Raw genomic sequence first — 18,892 nt, 5'->3', positions numbered from 1 at the left:
GTACTGTTTCCGGGCTATAAGGCTGAATATAGAAGCCATTTTAAGGCAGCCTCCTTTTACTTACTCGTAATGTTCTTTGTAATAATCCTGATAGGCACCGGAGGTCACATGGTCAAGCCAGTCCTCATTTGCCAAATACCAATCTATAGTCAACTCTATTCCTTCTTCAAACTGAAGACTTGGCTCCCAGCCCAATTCCTGTTGGATTTTAGTCGCATCAATCGCATAGCGCAAATCATGTCCAGCCCGATCCTTTACAAAAGTGATCAGCTTCTCGGATGTTCCGGGTGGTCTTCCTAGCTTCTCATCCATTTTTTTACAGAGCAAGCGGACAATATCAATATTTTTCCATTCATTAAAGCCGCCTATATTATACGTTTCTCCTGCTTTCCCTTGGTGAAATACCGTATCAATAGCCCGTGCATGATCTTTTACAAAAAGCCAGTCCCGCACATTCTCACCCTTTCCATAAACTGGCAATGGTTTATTATTTTTAATATTGTTGATGCACAGGGGGATCAATTTCTCGGGAAAATGATTGGGACCATAATTGTTGGAACAATTGGACACTACCGTTCTCATGCCATAGGTGTTGGCATAGGCCCGAACAAAATGATCAGAGGCTGCTTTAGATGCTGAATAGGGTGACTGCGGATCGTAAGCTGTAGTCTCCAAGAAAAAACCTCCATCATGCAGAGAACCATACACCTCATCAGTTGAAACATGATAGAATAGGTGCTCATCTAATTCTCCCTCCCAGTACTTTTTAGCTACATTCAAGAGATTCACCGTACCGACTACATTGGTTTTGACAAAAGCCAAAGGGTCCGAAATAGATCGATCCACATGAGACTCTGCTGCCAAATGAATCACATCACTAATCTTATGCTTATCAAACACCAATTGTAAGTCCTCAGCATCCTGAATATCCACTTTTTCGAAGAAATAATTTTCCTTCCCCTCTACAGATTTGAGGTTTTCTAGATTTCCCGCATAAGTCAATGCATCTAAATTGACGATTTTGTATTGCGAGTACTTTTCTACAAAAAGTTTGACTACATGGCAACCGATAAAACCGGCTCCTCCAGTGATTAAAATTGATTTACTCATCGACTTTTCTATTATAATAGGATAAATACCAATCGGTAAAAGCTCTAACTCCATCTTCTATTTTAGTATTGGGTTTGTAGCCCACATCCCTCACCAGGTCTTCTACATCTGCATGGGATGCAGGTACATCACCAGGCTGAAGTGGCAAAAGATTCATTTGTGCTTTTTTGCCCAAGCCATTTTCCACCGCTTTAATGTAATCCATCAATAAAACAGGAGATGAGTTTCCAATATTGTAAATTTTAAAAGGTACTTTTCCACTTCCCGGATCAGGGTTTTGCGGATCAAAGTCCTTATTAGGCTGAGCAGGATGATCGGCTACTTTGAGTACACCCTCTACGATATCATCGATAAAGGTAAAATCTCTTTTCATTTTGCCATAGTTGAAAACATCAATCGGTTTGTCATTCAAGATAGCTTCGGTAAAGAGAAAAAGCGCCATATCGGGTCTTCCCCACGGCCCATACACAGTAAAAAAGCGTAAGCCGGTAGTCGGGATTCCAAACAAGTGACTATAGGTATGCGCCATCAGCTCGTTAGACTTTTTGGATGCCGCATAAAGTGAAATCGGATGATCCACACTATCAGAAGTAGAAAAGGGCATCTTTTCATTACTTCCATATACTGAGCTAGAACTCGCATAGACGAGGTGCTTTACAGGATGGAAGCGACAAGACTCCAGTATATTCAAAAAAGCGATAATATTACTTTCGATATAGACTTCAGGATGAGATAAAGAATAGCGAACACCGGCCTGAGCAGCCAGATGAATTACGACATCAAACTTTTCCTTTTCGAAAAGACTTAATAAAGATTCCTTCTTTGCCAAGTCCAATCTTATAAATTTATAAGACGGTATTGAGGTAGATTGCACTAGTTGATTAAACTCTTTTGCCTCATTTCCAATCCCCATATGGGCCAATCGGTCAAATTTAAGATCGATATCATAGTAATCATTCACGATATCAAGTCCCACGACCTCTTCTCCTCTTTCAAGAAGCTTTTGGGCTACGTGGAAACCTATAAAACCGGCCGTACCGGTAACGAGATATTTCATAAGGGAAAAAGCAGCATAATTAATCGACCAAATATAAGTTATTCATTGGTTTTAGGAGGTGACAATAGCTCTTGATATTTAGAAAAAATAGCTTGCTGCAAAAATTTACGATCATAATGCCGTACGACCTCCTGATAAAGGTTATCTGCTAATTGGATCATGTGGTCTCTCTTCACAAAGGCAAACTCTAAGGCTTCGCGCAAGACTTCTACATTCTTGACAGGAAAAATCAATCCTGTTTTCTGCTGGGAAATCAGATCTATATTTCCAATTATATTGGAGCAAATCACAGGCAATTGCATCGCTCCTGCCTCCAAGAGCACATTTGGAAATCCTTCACGATGAGAAGGATGCACTAGGACATCTGCCAAAGCCATGTAATGAGCGACATGATCAGACCAATCGATCTGAACGATTTTAGGATGATCCTGAATAGTCTGAATCGTTTCCGGATTAAGTGGATTTAACTCCTGCTCAAAGGCTCCCAACAAAATCAATTTGGAATGCTGCACTATCTTAGAGCCCAGAAATGCTTCGACCAGTTCTTCTATTCCTTTATCTTTTACCAGACGACCTACCGTTAAAATTAAGTATTCATCCTCTCCAGGCAGAATCCGCATGGTAGCAGCCACAAGGTGATTTTCTTTGAGTGCGCTTCTGTTGTATTTTTCCAAATCCACACCATTGGAAGACCCTTTTCCAATCACTTGCAGTTTAGAAGCTTCACAAAGTTTCTGCTCTAGGACAAAGTCCTTTAATCCCTGTGAATTAGGCCAAATATGAGTGGCATTAGAATAAGTCCACTTTTCAGCCTGCTCCAAAAGTCCCTTCTTTCTTCCGTTGGCTGCCATGGCAGGAATACCCGCAAGTGTATGTATCCTAATCGGAACACCTGCCAAATTAGCAGCTATCATCCCCAAAAGCCCAGCTTTGGGAGTATGAGTATGAACGATATCAGGCTGCTCTTTTTTGAAAAGCTGAAAGAGCTTCCAGATGCATAGTAAATCTTGAAAAGGTGTAATTTTCCTGGTGAAAGGAATGATTTCATACCTTACTTTTTCGGACTTCTTGATAGATTCTACTTCTCTCCCATCTGCACTTACCATGATCACATCCCAAGATTTTTTTTTCAAAAAGTGCATTTGCCCGGCTAGCAAAAGTTTTAAGGAAAGCGGAACGGTAGTTATTCGGATTATTTTTGGCATCAGCAATTTTCTTCTAAAAACGCAAAGGTACAAGATTCAGGGGTTTTGAGCTTATTTAAAAGCAGCTCTCAAACAATATTCCTGAACTCAATTTTCATGAAGGCCAAAAAGTGACAAAATCATGCCGATTTTGAATGGATCAACTCAATTTATTCAAAATTCAATTGATTTTAATCCCCTTCTTCCAATTCAAAAACCGCTTCTAATGCGACTCCGAAAACTCTGGCAATTTTGAGAGCTAAAACCGTAGAAGGGACGTATTTTCCCGCTTCGATAGAATTTATGGTTTGGCGAGATACCTGCACTCTATCTGCCAAATCCTGCTGTGTCAGATTATGGCGAGCCCGTTCTACTTTGATTAGATTTTTCATGCAAAAACTCCCAAAGATTGACCTTGCTTAAACATAATCCATCGAAACCGGAGAATAAACAAAACAGGAATAGAATACATGTTGAATAGAATGAAGGCAAAGTAATCCAAGCCATAAAACAATAAGGCTCCAATGATATTTAAAATAAAATAGCCATAGCAAGCGAATAGAATGGAATCCAAACGGATTTTTTGGATGTACTCATCTTCTTTCTTTTCCTTAGAAAAGGCTACAAAAAACAAGCTGAGGAATAATAGCACCACAGCCAGTTCATTGGTAAAATTTTCATCGGCATTTACAAACAATTCCGGTGTGCGAACATTGGCTAGTTCGAGCCATTCAAACTCAAACTCGAAACTTAAAGTCAATAAGGCCAGAATAGCAGACGGAATAAATAGTGCCCAACCTATCCAATGGAACCGATGAGGAAGTAGAATCTTAGATATAAAACTGTTCATATTATTTGTCATTTTTGGTAAGATAAAGCTGTAATCGGAAAGCTGCATAGATGTAGACATTTAGAAGAAAAAGGATCAAATAGGCAGTAAACATCTCAGAAGTAAAGCGCTCAAAACGAACATAATTGATTAGCATCAATGCTCCCATGCCCCATATCAGCCAAAAAAATCCGGTTTGGAAAGCTTTTAGACGCATCATCTGAATCATTTCATCCTCGACTTTTTCCCTCGTCAAGTTCAGTATAGCAAAGGCTATCGCCCAAAAACCATAAATGATCTGAGCTACATCATTGGGGTCAAATTCCGGATTGGAAATCCCTAATCCAATCACCAATAGTACTGGCAGTGGAAAAAAGATCAAGGCTATTCTTTTCCAAGCGGGCTCAAATAAGGGTACAATAAAAAGGGAATCAGTTTTCATACGTCAAATAATTTTTACTAAATGTAAAACAAACTTGATATTATGTCAAAATATTTATGCAAAAAAATTACATCTAGACCTCTACCCATTTTTAAATTCTTTAATAAAAGCTCACTTTTATTTACCTTTATTTAACCCATCCACAAAAAATTGAAAATTTTGAACCTATTCGATCAAAAAATTGCCATCATCGGTTGCGGCAACCTTGGAACATCCATAGCAAATGGTCTTCTTCAGATGAAGGGTTTCCAAGCCTCAAACCTCACACTGACGAAGCGTAATACCCAAGCACTGTCAGAATATGAAGCTCAGGGAGTGCATGTTCACAATGATAATCTACAGGCAGCCAAATACGCCGATATCTTGATTTTAGGAGTAAAACCATTCAACATTACTCCGATTCTCAAGGAAATTAAGCCCGAGTTAGACCCAAAAAAACAAATCATAATATCATTGGCCACAGGGGTGAGCCTGGAAGAGATTTTTGAGGTGATTGATAAAGAATCCACCACATTCAGGGCAATGCCCAATATTGCAGCGGATATTCAAGAGTCCATTACCTGTATATGCTCACAAAATGCTGACCTGTCTCAAGTAACTTTGATTCAGGAATTATTTGATGCCGTAGGTTTTACGATTCCTATCGATGAAAATCTAATGGAAGCGGCTACGGTTCTAGGCGCATGCGGAATCGCTTATGTGCTGCGCTTTATGCGGGCCATGATCCAAGGTGGGATTCAAATTGGATTTGATGCCGCTACCGCAAGTAAAATCGTCAACCAAACGGTAAAAGGTGCAGCTGAATTGATGATTCAGAAAAATATGCATCCGGAGGAAGCTATAGATAAGGTCACGACACCGAAGGGATGTACTATTGTGGGCTTAAATGAGATGGAGCATCAAGGGTTCAGTTCGGCAATGGTTAGAGGAGTAATTGCCAGCTATGAAAAAATTGAAAAATAGCCTAAAACTCAAAACAGTGTTTAACCGATCACTCAGATCGGTATTTTTTTGCTTTTTTTTCAAAATTCTTTTTTCGAAGGCATGCCCTCAAATTAATCAGAAAGGGCTTTTTCAATTACAAAAAACTGTTTTTATACAATCCTTTACTAGTAAAATACTATTTAGTAAAAATGAAATTATTTTAAGCTTGTTTTTATTTTGAATATTTTCATTAGTTTTGTCTCGGGTGATAAACAACTTTTGCTATTCCTTTTTCGATGACACGATTTTTAAAGGAAGGATTGTTTGGTACTTTTAATCCTTCCTTTTCTGTTTGACTTCTGCTCAAAAAAAAACCTGCCTCCGATAGAGACAGGTTTTTTTCTTTTTATGAATTTGGAAATTAATCGAAGAGCTCGGCCAGTTTATTTTCCAAACTAGGCCCTCTCAAATCTTTTGCAATGATTTTCCCATCCGGATCAATCATATAAGTCGCTGGAATAGCTTGAATCTGATAAGTCTCTGCTGCCTCGGAATTGAAATATTTAAGATCTGATACTTGAGGCCAAGTCAAACCATCATCTGCTATGGCTTTCACCCAATCCTCTTTGGTTCGGTCTAAAGACACTCCAAAAACTTCAAATCCTTTATCCTTGTATTGATTATACAACCTGACCACATTGGGATTTTCTACACGGCAGGGCTTACACCATGCTGCCCAAAAGTCAATCAGAACATATTTACCTCGCAAATCAGAAAGTTTGATGATTTCTCCATCAGGATTGGGAAGCTCTATCTCAGGCGCCGGCTGACCTACAGACAACGCTCTCATCTCATCCAATTGCTGCTTCATTTGAAGTATGGCTATCGTACCGGGGTAGTTCTCATTGAGTCGCTCTACAAGCTCATCCAAAAATGGAAAATCATTTTTGGGATTGAGTAGACCGATTGCAGCCAAAGCAGCAAAACTATCCCCCATACTGTTAATTGTTTCTTTGACCCGATCAGCCTGACTGGACTCGAGCAATAAAGCCTGTGATTGGATTTCTTTTATCTTTTCACTGTCATTATTACCCATGGCTTCATAATAAGCTTCATTGAGGTTATTGACTTGAACCTGATATTCATTCATCAGGGTCTCTAATTTCAGCATCTCCTTGCTATCCTGAGAACCTTCGATGGACAGACTTGAAGGAGAGTTGAAGTCATATGAAACCTCCACATCTTCATCAAGCAATGCCAATCTCACCGAGCGCTGCCCATAAAGATTGAGCTCATAGAAAGTGGGCGTATCCACCTCCAATTCGTAGCTAAACTCTCCCGAATCATTCACTGATAAGGTATCAAGTACTTTGGGCCGACTGTCTGTGAATTGTGATAAAATCACCACACCACTCGGAGCATTGACCAATTGACCTTTAATTTCTACCTTACCATCATCTTCCTGCGTACTTGTATTCCCACAAGAAAAAAAGGTAAAAAGGGCTAACGTCCAAATTCCAAACATTGAGTATTTCATGTATTTATGATTTATTATTGGCTTTTTTAGTCCGACAATCAGCGGACTGAGAATAGAGCAAAACTCAAAATCACCTTTTTGTGCATCTTTTGAGTTCAGCTAAATTTAATTTTCTAATAATTCCCTAATAAGCTTTGTCGCTACTTTGGGATCGGCTTTTCCTTGAGACAGTTTCATCACCTGACCCATAAACATACCCATCAGCCCCTTTTTACCAGAGCGATATTCGGCTACTTTGGATTGATTTTGTTCCAAAACCTGCTCTACTATCGGTCTGAGAGAAGATTCATCACTCTCTTGAATAATATTCAAACGCTTGGCGATTATCAAAGGGCTTTCTTGACTGGATTGAAGCATTTCAGGAAAAACACTTTGCGAAGCAGCAGAGAAGCTCACTTTTCCTTCTTCTACCAATTGGATCAAATCAACCAAATCTTTGGGAGTTAGTGGTAAATCTTCAATACCACTATTTCGCTCATTCAAATGGGATTTAATCGGCCCCATCATCCAATTGGAGGCAGCTTTATAATTGGATGTCAAAGCACAAAGCTCCTCAAACCATAGGGCTATCTCTTTGGATTCTGTCAAAAAACCGGCATCATAGGATGGAAGACCGTATTTATCAACAAACTTGGAATACAGCTCCCTAGGCAGCTGTGGCATAGATACACGTATCGAATTGAGCCATTCCTCCGAGATCATGATAGGACTGAGATCCGGTTCGGGAAAATAGCGGTAATCATTTAAATCCTCCTTGGTTCGCATACTAGAGGTAGTTCCAGTATCGGCATCGAAGGTTCTGGTTTCGGAAATGACGTCCTCTCCCTTTTCAAGCAATTCGATAATCCGCTCATGCTCATGATCAATTGCTCTGACCACATTTCGGAACGAATTCATGTTTTTAACCTCCACCTTTTTACCGTATTCTTTGGCTCCCTTCAACATCACAGACACATTGGCATCGCATCGAAGCGATCCTTCTTCCATATTACCGTCACAGATTTCCAAATACTTCACCAATTTCTTGATCTCCGCCAAAAAAGCGTAAGCTTCCTCAGAGGTTCTCAAATCTGGCTCAGTCACTATTTCTATTAAAGGCGTACCCGCTCTATTAAAATCTACCAGCGTATCTGTCTCTCCCTCCAAGTGAATTGATTTGCCGGCATCCTCCTCCATATGAACCCGGTTTAGCAAAACAGCTCTGCTACTTCCATCTTCGAGCCTGATCGGAACAGTTCCACCCACACAGATAGGGCCTTTGTCTTGGGTGATCTGATAGCCTTTTGGCAAATCCGGATAGAAATAATTCTTACGGGAAAAAATATTCAGCCTAGTAATTTCTGAATTACATGCCAAGCCCATTTTCACGGCATACTCTACCGCTTTTTTATTCACTTTGGGTAAAGTCCCCGGATGACCTAAGGTAATTACCGATACCTGAGCATTGGGATGATTACCGTATTCCGTAGCATCTGCCGCAAACATTTTACTTTTAGTCTGCAATTGGGCATGAACTTCCAGACCGATCACTAATTGATATTTATCTTTTATTTGCTCGCTGATCATTAGCGTTTGATTCTTTCTTTAAAGGTACAGTTCTTTAGCCTTGGTAATGACGCTGTCGAGTCCTTGTAGGTTTTTTCCTCCTGCAGTAGCAAAGAAAGCCTGTCCACCTCCCCCTCCTTGGATTTCCTTAGCCAATTCACGTACAATTTGACCGGCATTCAGACTTTTTGAAGCGATCAATTCCTCATCTAAAATGACAGCTATCTGAGGCTTCTCCCCAATATTGGCTGCCAAAATCACAAATGCTTTTTCCAATTCATTCTTCAATTCGTAAGCCAGTTTTTTCAAAGCATCTGCATGTGGAAGTTCTACCTTTGCAATGAGTAGTTGGATCCCATCTTTTGATATCACTTCTTGGAGCAGCTCTTTTTTAACCGAAGAAGCTTTTTCTAAATGAAGTGCTTCGATTTCTCTCTTCAGCTCATTCCTCTCTCCCAACAAATTTTCTACAGCTTTCCGCAGGTCTTTTGGATTCTTTAACAAATCCTTGATCTCCTTTAGCATTTGCTCCTGCTCTCTGAGATAATTCTCAGCAGCCATCGCCGTAATCGCCTCTATCCTCCGAACTCCAGATGCTACAGAGCCTTCCGAGACAATCTTGAAAATACCGATCTGAGAAGTATATGGAACATGTGTGCCTCCACAAAGCTCTACAGAAAAATCCTTATCAAAAGTGATGACACGCACATAGTCCCCGTATTTTTCACCAAATAATGCCGTGGCACCCATTTTCTTTGCCTCCTCTATCGGCACATTACGCTGCTCCATCAAGGGAATGTTCTCACGGATTTTAGCATTGACTATCTCCTCCACTCGTATGATCTCCTCCTCTGTCATTTTGCTGAAGTGAGAAAAGTCAAATCGAAGGACTTGATTATTCACCAAAGAACCTCGCTGCTGAATATGATCTCCAAGTACTTCCCGCAGAGCCGATTGGAGCAAGTGGGTTGCCGTATGATTATTCATGGTCAATTGCCTTTTTTCCCGATCTACCTCTGCCGAGAATCTGAATTCCGGGTTTTTGGGTAGCTTCTCTACAAAATGAACAATTAGATCATTTTCCTTTTTGGTGTCGACGACGCGGATTTTTTCACTCTCCGAAATCAGCCAGCCAGTATCTCCTACCTGTCCACCGCTCTCGGCATAGAAAGGTGTCTTGTCCAAGACCAGCTGAAACTTATCTCCTTTTTTATCCTTAACGACCCTGTACTTGATAATATGGGAGAAGGATTCCAGAAAATCATAACCGATAAATTCTACTCCATCATCTTCATGAACGAAGACCCAATCTCCAGTTTCTGATTCTGAAGCGGCTCGAGACCGGTTTTTTTGCTTCTCCATTTCTAAAGCAAAGCCTTTTTCATCTAAGGAAAAGCCGCTTTCTCTAGCGATCAGTGAAGTCAAATCCAATGGAAAGCCATAGGTATCATAAAGTTCGAAAGCAGTCCTGCCAGAAATGATTTTTTCACCATTAGCTGTCAGTTCTGTCTTAATGGAGTCAAGCATTTTCAGACCGTTGTCCAGCGTGCGCAAAAAGGAAGTCTCCTCTTCCTGAATCACTTTGGAAATAAACTCTGCCTGCTGCTTCACCTCTGGAAAAATCTCTCCAAAATTGGCCGAAATCATGGGCACTAACTCATATAAAAACGGCTCCTTAAAACCTAAGAAGGTATAGCCATAACGAACCGCTCTTCTCAGTATCCTTCTAATGACATACCCGGCCTTATTATTTGATGGCAATTGTCCGTCAGCAATAGTAAAAGAAATCGCCCTGATATGATCCACAATGACACGAAATGCAATATCAGTCTGCTCTTCTTTCCCATACTCTTTTCCTGATTTTTTTTCGAGTTCTTGGATAAATGGGGTGAACAAATCCGTGTCGTAATTGGAGGATTTGAATTGGATCGCTCTCACCAGTCGCTCAAAACCCATTCCTGTATCCACATGCTTAGCCGGCAGTTCCTTTAAGCTTCCGTCGGAAAGACGATTAAACTGCATAAAAACCAAGTTCCAGATTTCGATCACTTGGGGATGGTCCTGATTGACTAGGTCTTTCCCAGGGACCGTAGCACGCTCCTCATCCGAACGAAGGTCAATGTGGATTTCAGAGCAGGGTCCACAGGGTCCAGTGTCTCCCATTTCCCAAAAATTATCCTTTTTAGACCCCATGATGATTCTATCCTCAGGAACGATTGCTTTCCAAAAGTCAAAAGCCTCCTGATCCATACTTAATTGATCAATTGAATCCCCTTCAAAAACGGAAACGTACAATCGGTCTTTGGGGAGTTTATATACTTCAGTCAAAAGCTCCCAAGCCCAGGCAATGGCGTCTTTTTTAAAATAATCTCCAAAGGACCAATTCCCCAGCATTTCAAACATGGTATGGTGATAGGTATCTACCCCTACTTCCTCCAGGTCGTTGTGCTTACCGCTGACTCGAAGACATTTTTGAGAGTTGGCTACTCGAGAAAATTTTGCCGTTTCATTACCCAAGAAGGCATCTTTGAACTGATTCATCCCCGCATTGGTAAACATTAAAGTGGGGTCATTTTTGACCACGATGGGTGCTGAAGGGACAAATTGATGCTGCTTAGACTGGAAAAAGGATATGAATGTACTCCGGATTTGTTTTGCTTCCATGAAGATATGACTTCGAATATTGAATAATTTGGCTAATTAAGGCACAAAAATGGGCCTTTTTCATGTGTTTATAATTGAATTTTAAAGGTCACCCCGAATAGTCGGGGCAGGCTATGGAATCTTTGACGATTAATATAATCATTGCCCTGTGTGTTTAATGATGATTTTAATCGTGTCGATTTCATCGGGTGACAAAATTAGTAGAAATGGCGGGCTTCATCGCAAGCATTTGGTATTTTCCCTTCAAAAATCCCTCAAATACTCCTCCGATAGCTTAAGCTTTCCTCATTGCTCAAAGCTCTTGATTCTCTTCTTCTTTGGCTTTTTTCTTGAAATATCTTCTGAATAGAAAATTGTGCTGTAAAGCCTCGAGGTTCTCATTCAGCTTCTGAGCACTTTCCATCAATTCAACAATAGTCTCCGAGACTTGGGATTGAAAAGTAGAATCATTTAGTGCCATTCCCACAGCACCTTTTCCTTGTTCTAAATTACTTACGACTTGACCCAGATCTGCAACCATAGCATCTGCCCGCAGACTACTGACCTGTATCGCATCTAGAGATACTTGAAGCGAATTGACCATGCTGGTATCCGTGAAAAGTCGAGAAACTAAGCCTTCTCCTGCTTCGAATTCTTTCATCATAGACTCACCGACCTTTGTCATTCCCTTGGCCGCTTCGCCCGCTGCTCTAAACTCTCCAACAGCCGATTTGATGGAAAGGGCGAGTTCCTCATCCCCCAATAATTCCCACAGGACGACATTGGTATTTAGTTTTTCGGTGATTTCAGCCAGGTTAATCAGGGATTTCTCCAAGTATTCTCCAGAGGTCTCAAGCTTTTCTAGGATCTGATCAGTGCCGGAGGCTGTAGCCGGTAGTAGGACATCGCCCTCTTCTACCACCGATGCACTTCCTTCTACCACTAAAATTTGCAGAACTTTATTACCCATCAATCCATCCGTACTAATCGATGTTTGATAATTCTTCTTGATAAATTCTCGTTTGGATTTATGAATGAGCATTTCTACACGAATCGTTTCCTCATTGAGCATATCCATTGCTGAGACTGTTCCTACATCCATTCCGCGAAAACGCACATTGTTGCCGGGAAGGAGTCCATTTACATTTTCTATATCAGCATAAATCCGAAAGGAGGTCCCGAAAATATTTTGATTTTTCCCTATCATGTAGAGCGAAAAAACCAAAAATACCAGACCCGCCAGCACCATGAACCCTAGTTTTGCATTTGCTATTTGTTTTTCCTTTTTCATAATCAATCGAAGAATTCACGGATTTTTGGATCCGGATTTTGCTTTAAATTTTCTAAGGTATCACTCGCATAATTTTTTCCCTCGATCAGCATAATTACCCGATTGGAAGTGATGCGAATGCAGTTCATATCATGGGATATGATAATGGAGGCAGTTTGATATTTTTTTTGAATCTTCACGATCAAATTGCTTATTTCTCGTGCAGTGATGGGGTCAAGACCGGTCGTAGGCTCATCATAAAGAATTACTTTTGGCTTTAGAATCAAGGTCCTCGCCAAAGCCACCCGCTTTCGCATACCTCCCGACAATTCCGAAGGCATCATGTTTAGCGTATGAGCCAGCCCAACATCTTCCAAAGCTTCGGTTACTGCATTCTTGGCATTTTTTTCCCGCTCCTCTTCAGTCCAATGCCTGCGAAGTGGAAACTCCAGATTTTGTCGCACCGTCATAGAGTCATAGAGGGCATTGCTTTGAAAGAGAAAACCAATATCTGCTCTAAGTTTATCCATTTCTTCTTGGTCGAGTTCACTGATATCTTTCCCTAAGACCCTGATTTTTCCCTGATCAGGCGCTATCAAATTGATGATACATTTGATCAAAACCGATTTACCGGATCCTGATTTCCCTAGGATTACAAGATTTTCTCCAGGATTCAGTTCCATAGAAAAATCCGTCAGTACTACATTGCTTCCAAAAGCCTTGCTCAGATGATCGACCGTAATGATGGCTGCTTCCTTATTCATATCAAGTCAGGCCTAATAAATCCATCAATTGAACAGCTAGCAGATCAATCACGAATACCAGGAGAGAAGCTACTATCACAGCAGTAGTAGCTGATCTCCCTACTCCCTCTGTACCTTTTTGAGAGGTATAGCCTTTGTAGGTACCTATGATGCCAATGGCAAAGCCAAAGAAAAATGTCTTGATAAAGGCAGGTATGAAATCTCCATAACTCAAAGCATCATAAGCCTGATGCCAATACAAGGACCAGCTGACTTGTCCCCGAATATTCACTCCCAAGTATCCACCATAAATAGAAATGGCAATGGCAAGACTTGATAAAACCGGAACCATCAAGGTAGAAGCCAAAACTCTGGTGACTACCAAATATTTGAAGGGATTGGTACCGGACACTTCCATGGCATCGATCTGCTCAGTCACCCGCATCGACCCCAATTCTGCGCCCATACCCGAACCGATTTTCCCCGCACATATCAGAGCCGTGATGACGGGAGAAATCTCCCTAACCAAGGAAACCGAAACCATAGAAGGCAAAAGCGAAGCGGCACCAAACTCTACCAAGGTAGGTCGAGATTGAATCGTCAGCACCAGCCCCATGATAAATGCAGTGATCCCCACCAAGGTCAAGGACTTATATCCTACCCAGTAGCATTGGTTGACAAACTCCTCCCACTCCTGCTTAGGCTTGACTACCTCGCGGAAAAACCGTCCGGTAAACCTCGCAATCTCTCCGACTTCGCGTAAAAATGGACTTTCTGATTTGAACAGCATAGGATCAGTTTTCATCTGTGATACAAGATTGAAAGAATCTTTGAATTTGTCAGGAGCAGATATCACCAATTACGCTGATTAAAATCATGATTTTTATAATTTAATGCCCTCTATATCCCGCTCTATTTCTTCAGGAAAAATCGAATTTTATTAGGCCTTCGGGAGAATTTCCTATTTTTAGTTTTCAATCAAAACCTAAAACCACCAAAATGGATTACCTATCCTCTATTACCTCACCTACCTTACTGATAGACGAAAAAATTTGTAGAGCCAATATTCAACGAATGGCAGAAAAGGCCAAACGCCATGGTCTAAACCTAGCCCCTCACTGGAAAACTGCCCAATCCCGAATGATCGGAGAATGGGCAAAAGACTATGGTATCACTGAAATTTCTACTTCCTCCATCAAAATGGCGGAATACCTCAGTGGGCAAGGGTGGTCAACCATCCATATTGCTTTTCCATTTAACGTACGAGAAATCCCTCGCCTGAATAAAATAGCAACCGATCAATCCATTTCCGTTCAGGTAATCAATCCAGTGACTGCCCAGCGTTTGGTGGATGAATTGGCTGTCCCTGTAGAATTTTTTATAGAGATCGATGCAGGATATGGTCGTACTGGTGTTTCTGTCGCTGATTTTGGCTTAATCGAAGAAATCCTTCTGATCGCAAAAAAGTCCGATAAGCTTAATTTTAAAGGTTTTTATCTTCATGCAGGGCACTCCTACTACATGCCCGATATTCCAGCGCTCTATGAGCAAACGCGCAATGCGCTCGAAATGCTAAAAAATAAATATAGTACCGAGTACCCCCTCCTACTTACTCGGACAGGAGACACACCAGGCTGTGCAGTGATGGAGGATTTTGGTGAAATCGATGAAATGGGCCCCGGTAACTTCGTCTTTTATGATTTGATGCAAGAAAAACTTGGTGGCTGTGATAAATCCGACATTGCTGTTGCTCTTGCAGTCCCTATCGTTGATATCAATCGTGAAAGAAATGAAATTTTAGTACACGGAGGGGGAGTGCACTTGGCAAAAGATGTACTCTTAGAGGCAGATGGCTCAAACAATTTTGGCGAAGTAGTTTATCTCAACGAAAGCGGATGGGAAATTCCGGAAGTACAAAACAGATCCTATCTAAAAAGTATCTCACAGGAACACGGAATCATCAAAGCCTCAGACGCTTTAATGAATGTTGCAGAAGTAGGTCAATTGCTGGGAATTCTTCCTGTACACTCCTGTATGACTGCGGATGCCATGGGGGGATATTTGAGTCTTGACGGGAAAATCATAGACCACTGTGAAGGATCTCATGCTGACAAATAAAATACCATAGTGCAGATTCATTTCTGGTTCAATTTTCCCTTCTTCACTCGAGGAAGGGAATTTTTTATTCCTTTCGGCAATGCCGTTTATTTCTATTTTTGACAAAAATTATTCTCATGTCCAGTTTTATTCTTGGTCGAATCAAAAGTATCGTTTATGCCTTAAAAGGTTTTTTCTGGCTGATTCGAAATGAAAACTCCATCATCACTCAAGTTATTTTTGCCTTTGGGTTTACTATTTTGGGATTTTATTTCCAAATCGATCGATTTGAGTGGGCGCTGCAGGTTTTGGCTATAGGACTTGTCTTAGCCATCGAAAGTCTCAACACAGCAGTGGAAAAAGTCTGTGATTTTATCCATCCGGATTTTCACTCCAAAATTGGCCTCATCAAGGATATAGCTTCAGGAGCGGTGACCTTTGCTGTATTTACCGCTTTTATAATTGCTTGCTTGATCTACATTCCCTACATTTTTATTTAAAACACAGGCTGGAAATCTACGGGAGGGGTTTTCTTTTTTGTAAAATCCAAATTGTGATAGACCGAGAATCTGATCAAATCTCGATTGTTGTAATTGATACCGGATTCTCTTTGCTGAAAGCTCTTAGCATATCCTGCCTGAAACTGAATGTTCTCATTCAAGATATAACCTAAACCAATAAAAGATCGATTATCCTCAAAGGGATTTCGGATAACTGTTTTACCAGTTTGGACAAATACCTCATTGTAAACAGAGAGAAAATAAGTTCCTTTCTGAAGTTTGGGTGAATTGATTGGAATATAGGAAGCTATCTTATATCTCCATCTATACGTCAGCTCAAAAGGTGAGTCTACGAAATAATCTCTTCTCCAACGCTGTTCGGTTCTGATCTGATGATATATTTTTGCTCTCCCCAAAGGTTGGATGAATAAAGCTTGCTGCCAAAACCTGAACTGATTGACGATATTATCATATTCTTTTTCCTGATTTTGATACTCCGGCGGAGCCCAATAAAATGGTGTCACGATACCCCCTGTGATTTCCAGGTTTTTATTGATGATATAACTCATCCCAAACCTCAAGTAAATCTGTGCCATATTCTGCACAAGCTGATCCCGAGTCCTCACATGATATTCACCGTAGTAATAGAGCTTCTCTCCCACCCGATACTTCGTGTACAATCCATTCCAAAGCTCAGATCTTCTCGAGGTAATTCGCTGATCTTCGTCCCCATTATTGGAGGAGTCTTGCGCAAACCCACTACTCATTGCCATCATGAACAACAAGGAAAAACAAAGTATTTTAATATCCTTTAATCTCACAGTGATAGCAATTTTTTGAGTTGATTAATATCTCCGGCGGACTGATTTAGATTCCGCTCCAGGCGTTTCGTATTTCTGCCTTGGAGTTCCAAAAGTCGGTTTTCTAATTCATCCAAGGTCAACAGTCTCGCTCTGACTAGATTAAAGTCGGTGGTCTGCTTGATCTCTTGCAGCTCATAAGCTAAGATGCGCTGAGCCGATTCGACTAAAACAGCCTGTCGCAATACCTCAAACTCCGTCTCAAAAGTGAAGGGATCTAGCGTCTTTTCAGTGAACCTGCTTTTCAACCTTTCCCCCATTGAGCTATATTTCGACAGTTCCGGCAACCTTGTGCGTACAAATTGTAGTAGCTCGATGAGTTCATCACCTTTGTTGGCTTTTTCCAAAAATTCTTCGGTTTGATTGTATTCATCAAGAAGCGATTGGTATTGCTGTACTGCGAGATTTTCATAAAAAGCGTTAACCAAAGTCTCATTAGCTTCGTCTCGAATTGGAAGGGAAGATTTGACACTATCGATCAGTCCTTTTTCGCTCAACACCCTAGACTCCAAAGCTTCCAGATCCTTATCTTGTCTGAAAGACTGCTGTTGAATGCTAATGAAACCATTGAGATCTTCAAAAAGGGCGTATTCCTGCTTTAGGTAATTGAGCAAATCCTCCCCTAGCATATTGACTTTTTCTACTTCTGAAAAATCCAACACTTTTGTCTTCAAATTCCCTCTAAAGCTGTAATTAATCTCCTCGCTTTCATCCAGAAAGTCCAGGCCGTCCCGGAGATAATTACTAGGATCATAAAACCGAATGTCTTCACTTCGCAACAAATCCATAACTCGGTCAAACTTTGATAGTTTGTCCCTTAAATACTCGAAATAGGCCAAACCATACGAGAGAGAATCCGAGGTATTTTGATTGAGAGATAGAAAATCTATTCTGCTTTTGCGGTTAGCTTCATCTTTCAGTTCATCAAAAAGCAAAATAATTTGTTGATAGCGCTTTTCATCTTCTTCGCTTACCTCATAGGCAAATCGACGAGTGGAGATCGGGGACTTAATCAATTCGTCACTTTCCACAAAAGTCTCCTGCTCAAACTGCAAAATCCTCAACAAGGCATCTTCCAAGAGATAAGTACCTCGATATTGCTCTTGGAACTCTTCGCTTGTCTCAGCAAAGCCATCATTGAACGTCAAACCAAAAAACTCCTCGGAAACTGAGTAATCTACTTCAAACCCCTGATTGAGAGAGTCCAGTTTTTCGATGGCATTAAAAAAGACTACTTCATCTATTTTTTCATTGGTCAGGCTATTGACTTTGGATAGTCCAATCAAAAATCCGCTTTCGTAGCGACGGGTCTCATGAATAGGAATTTGATCTGCGGTGTAAAAGAAATCCCAATTTCCATCCATCAAGCCTTTTTCATCTAGTTGACCAAAAATTTGATAGGCATTTCCCTGCTCTGCGCTTTCAAAGCGTACCTCCCCGATCAATTTGTCATCATCAAATCGTAATGTATTGGTTTTGAAAACATCAACAAATGTATCCTGTTCCCATTTTTTCTCCATGTAATCCCATCGACCCTCGAGCTTTCCCTCCTGATACTGAGCCGTCAAATCTATCAAGCGCGTATCTAAATCAGCCTGAATGGTTCTTTCTACAATGTCCTCTATCCTTACCCGGTGAGCGGACTTTTTGTATTTCCAGTTTTGATCCTTTTGGTAGGCCTTGAAGTTTCCTTCTACTTCCAATTTCAAAAAATTTGTTTTGGACAGACTATCCAGCTTCTTGTACTCAAAAAGAAATTTACCATTCAGAACAGGCTCGTTTTCATCGGTCAGGTAATAATCAAAATCTCCAATTCCCCGAAGATTATTGAAGGTATAGCCACCTTTATAATTTTTTGATTCCTGCGCTTCACTTAATTGAATTAAGAAAAAACTCAGGCTCAATGCCAGGAAAAACTGTTTCATAATTGCTTAATGTCCAAATTACCTGCCAAACAATAATTGGCTTTTTGTCAATAAATTAAGCAGCTCGAATATTGTTTTAGACGCAATCGATTGTTGCAATCAGCCACTAGGTTTACCCACATAGGAAACCAAATAAAATTTGTCCGACAGGAAAATTTATGATGTAAAATTTTTTGTCCTAAATTTTGTAAAAATCAATAATGGCTATCTCCTAGGCATTTCCTAA

At 40.6% G+C, this 18,892-nt stretch carries 17 protein-coding genes; 3 read left to right on the top strand and 14 right to left on the bottom strand.

Annotated elements, in window-relative coordinates; all coding sequences use genetic code 11:
- Positions 1-60: 60 nt before the first annotated feature.
- From rfbB to BLQ57_RS15440, 6 genes are all read right to left on the bottom strand, one after another.
- Positions 61-1,110, bottom strand: a complete 1,050-nt coding sequence (gene rfbB / locus BLQ57_RS15465) for a dTDP-glucose 4,6-dehydratase (protein ID WP_087940428.1) — start codon at positions 1,108-1,110, stop codon at positions 61-63.
- Positions 1,103-2,167 (bottom strand): NAD-dependent epimerase, encoded by a 1,065-nt coding sequence (locus tag BLQ57_RS15460; protein WP_087940429.1) that lies wholly within the window; start codon positions 2,165-2,167, stop codon positions 1,103-1,105. The genes rfbB and BLQ57_RS15460 overlap by 8 nt, the downstream gene beginning before the upstream one ends.
- Before the next feature lie 38 nt (positions 2,168-2,205).
- Positions 2,206-3,372, bottom strand: coding sequence for a glycosyltransferase family 4 protein (locus BLQ57_RS15455; protein WP_087940430.1), 1,167 nt, complete (start codon positions 3,370-3,372; stop codon positions 2,206-2,208).
- Positions 3,373-3,542: 170 nt separating this feature from the next.
- Positions 3,543-3,743, bottom strand: a complete 201-nt coding sequence (locus tag BLQ57_RS15450) for a helix-turn-helix transcriptional regulator (RefSeq protein WP_087940431.1) — start codon at positions 3,741-3,743, stop codon at positions 3,543-3,545.
- On the bottom strand, positions 3,740-4,201 hold the full coding sequence (locus BLQ57_RS15445; protein WP_139162757.1) for a hypothetical protein: 462 nt from the start codon (positions 4,199-4,201) through the stop codon (positions 3,740-3,742). Before BLQ57_RS15445 ends, BLQ57_RS15450 begins: the two co-directional genes overlap by 4 nt.
- A gap of 1 nt (position 4,202) precedes the next feature.
- Positions 4,203-4,622 carry a hypothetical protein gene (locus BLQ57_RS15440; RefSeq protein ID WP_087940433.1) on the bottom strand — a complete coding sequence of 140 codons (420 nt, stop codon included), beginning with the start codon at positions 4,620-4,622 and terminating at the stop codon, positions 4,203-4,205.
- 159 nt (positions 4,623-4,781) lie between these two features.
- Between BLQ57_RS15440 and proC the strand changes: the two genes are divergently transcribed.
- Positions 4,782-5,585, top strand: a complete 804-nt coding sequence (proC, locus tag BLQ57_RS15435) for a pyrroline-5-carboxylate reductase (RefSeq protein ID WP_087940467.1) — start codon at positions 4,782-4,784, stop codon at positions 5,583-5,585.
- 382 nt (positions 5,586-5,967) lie between these two features.
- On the opposite strand, the gene BLQ57_RS15425 is transcribed toward proC, so the two are convergent.
- The 6 genes from BLQ57_RS15425 to BLQ57_RS15400 all read right to left on the bottom strand — a co-directional run bounded on the left by BLQ57_RS15425 (position 5,968) and on the right by BLQ57_RS15400 (position 14,089).
- A complete protein-coding gene (locus BLQ57_RS15425; protein ID WP_087940435.1) occupies positions 5,968-7,083 on the bottom strand; it encodes a TlpA disulfide reductase family protein in 1,116 nt (371 codons plus the stop codon).
- Positions 7,084-7,188: 105 nt separating this feature from the next.
- On the bottom strand, positions 7,189-8,649 hold the full coding sequence (gene gatB, locus BLQ57_RS15420) for an Asp-tRNA(Asn)/Glu-tRNA(Gln) amidotransferase subunit GatB (RefSeq protein ID WP_087940436.1): 1,461 nt from the start codon (positions 8,647-8,649) through the stop codon (positions 7,189-7,191).
- A gap of 18 nt (positions 8,650-8,667) precedes the next feature.
- The gene (gene alaS / locus BLQ57_RS15415; protein WP_087940437.1) at positions 8,668-11,292 is read right to left on the bottom strand and encodes an alanine--tRNA ligase; all 2,625 of its coding nucleotides are present in this window, start codon (positions 11,290-11,292) and stop codon (positions 8,668-8,670) included.
- A gap of 292 nt (positions 11,293-11,584) precedes the next feature.
- Positions 11,585-12,562, bottom strand: coding sequence for an MlaD family protein (locus tag BLQ57_RS15410; RefSeq protein WP_087940438.1), 978 nt, complete (start codon positions 12,560-12,562; stop codon positions 11,585-11,587).
- Between the two features lie 2 nt (positions 12,563-12,564).
- On the bottom strand, positions 12,565-13,305 hold the full coding sequence (locus BLQ57_RS15405; RefSeq protein WP_087940439.1) for an ABC transporter ATP-binding protein: 741 nt from the start codon (positions 13,303-13,305) through the stop codon (positions 12,565-12,567).
- Between the two features lies 1 nt (position 13,306).
- Positions 13,307-14,089, bottom strand: a complete 783-nt coding sequence (locus BLQ57_RS15400; RefSeq protein ID WP_240507843.1) for an MlaE family ABC transporter permease — start codon at positions 14,087-14,089, stop codon at positions 13,307-13,309.
- 194 nt (positions 14,090-14,283) lie between these two features.
- On the opposite strand from BLQ57_RS15400, the gene BLQ57_RS15395 reads away from it, so the two are divergent.
- Together BLQ57_RS15395 and BLQ57_RS15390 are read left to right on the top strand one after the other, a co-directional pair.
- Positions 14,284-15,402 (top strand): alanine racemase, encoded by a 1,119-nt coding sequence (locus BLQ57_RS15395; RefSeq protein WP_087940440.1) that lies wholly within the window; start codon positions 14,284-14,286, stop codon positions 15,400-15,402.
- 116 nt (positions 15,403-15,518) lie between these two features.
- On the top strand, positions 15,519-15,881 hold the full coding sequence (locus tag BLQ57_RS15390) for a diacylglycerol kinase (RefSeq protein WP_087940441.1): 363 nt from the start codon (positions 15,519-15,521) through the stop codon (positions 15,879-15,881).
- Here BLQ57_RS15390 and BLQ57_RS15385 read toward each other — a convergent pair.
- Both BLQ57_RS15385 and BLQ57_RS15380 read right to left on the bottom strand, forming a co-directional pair.
- On the bottom strand, positions 15,878-16,702 hold the full coding sequence (locus BLQ57_RS15385; RefSeq protein WP_139162756.1) for a DUF2490 domain-containing protein: 825 nt from the start codon (positions 16,700-16,702) through the stop codon (positions 15,878-15,880). The genes BLQ57_RS15390 and BLQ57_RS15385 overlap by 4 nt on opposite strands.
- Positions 16,699-18,666 (bottom strand): hypothetical protein, encoded by a 1,968-nt coding sequence (locus tag BLQ57_RS15380; protein WP_087940443.1) that lies wholly within the window; start codon positions 18,664-18,666, stop codon positions 16,699-16,701. Before BLQ57_RS15380 ends, BLQ57_RS15385 begins: the two co-directional genes overlap by 4 nt.
- Between the last annotated feature and the right edge of the window lie 226 nt (positions 18,667-18,892).

Source organism: Algoriphagus faecimaris (genome assembly GCF_900101705.1).
GTDB classification, from domain to species: Bacteria; Bacteroidota; Bacteroidia; order Cytophagales; family Cyclobacteriaceae; genus Algoriphagus; species Algoriphagus faecimaris.
The sequence above is the reverse complement of the archived record's forward strand: the minus strand, read 5'-3'. Positions and strand labels throughout refer to the sequence as shown.

Excerpts from the sequence above, each read along its gene's own strand:
- rfbB (WP_087940428.1), bottom strand. The coding sequence starts at position 1,110 with ATGAGTAAATCAATTTTAATCACTGGAGGAGCCGGTTTTATCGGTTGC.
- BLQ57_RS15460 (WP_087940429.1), bottom strand. The coding sequence starts at position 2,167 with ATGAAATATCTCGTTACCGGTACGGCCGGTTTTATAGGTTTCCACGTA.
- BLQ57_RS15455 (WP_087940430.1), bottom strand. The coding sequence starts at position 3,372 with ATGCCAAAAATAATCCGAATAACTACCGTTCCGCTTTCCTTAAAACTT.
- BLQ57_RS15450 (WP_087940431.1), bottom strand. The coding sequence starts at position 3,743 with ATGAAAAATCTAATCAAAGTAGAACGGGCTCGCCATAATCTGACACAG.
- BLQ57_RS15445 (WP_139162757.1), bottom strand. The coding sequence starts at position 4,201 with ATGAACAGTTTTATATCTAAGATTCTACTTCCTCATCGGTTCCATTGG.
- BLQ57_RS15440 (WP_087940433.1), bottom strand. The coding sequence starts at position 4,622 with ATGAAAACTGATTCCCTTTTTATTGTACCCTTATTTGAGCCCGCTTGG.
- BLQ57_RS15425 (WP_087940435.1), bottom strand. The coding sequence starts at position 7,083 with ATGAAATACTCAATGTTTGGAATTTGGACGTTAGCCCTTTTTACCTTT.
- gatB (WP_087940436.1), bottom strand. The coding sequence starts at position 8,649 with ATGATCAGCGAGCAAATAAAAGATAAATATCAATTAGTGATCGGTCTG.
- alaS (WP_087940437.1), bottom strand. The coding sequence starts at position 11,292 with ATGGAAGCAAAACAAATCCGGAGTACATTCATATCCTTTTTCCAGTCT.
- BLQ57_RS15410 (WP_087940438.1), bottom strand. The coding sequence starts at position 12,562 with ATGAAAAAGGAAAAACAAATAGCAAATGCAAAACTAGGGTTCATGGTG.
- BLQ57_RS15405 (WP_087940439.1), bottom strand. The coding sequence starts at position 13,305 with ATGAATAAGGAAGCAGCCATCATTACGGTCGATCATCTGAGCAAGGCT.
- BLQ57_RS15400 (WP_240507843.1), bottom strand. The coding sequence starts at position 14,089 with ATGAAAACTGATCCTATGCTGTTCAAATCAGAAAGTCCATTTTTACGC.
- BLQ57_RS15395 (WP_087940440.1), top strand. The coding sequence starts at position 14,284 with ATGGATTACCTATCCTCTATTACCTCACCTACCTTACTGATAGACGAA.
- BLQ57_RS15390 (WP_087940441.1), top strand. The coding sequence starts at position 15,519 with ATGTCCAGTTTTATTCTTGGTCGAATCAAAAGTATCGTTTATGCCTTA.
- BLQ57_RS15380 (WP_087940443.1), bottom strand. The coding sequence starts at position 18,666 with ATGAAACAGTTTTTCCTGGCATTGAGCCTGAGTTTTTTCTTAATTCAA.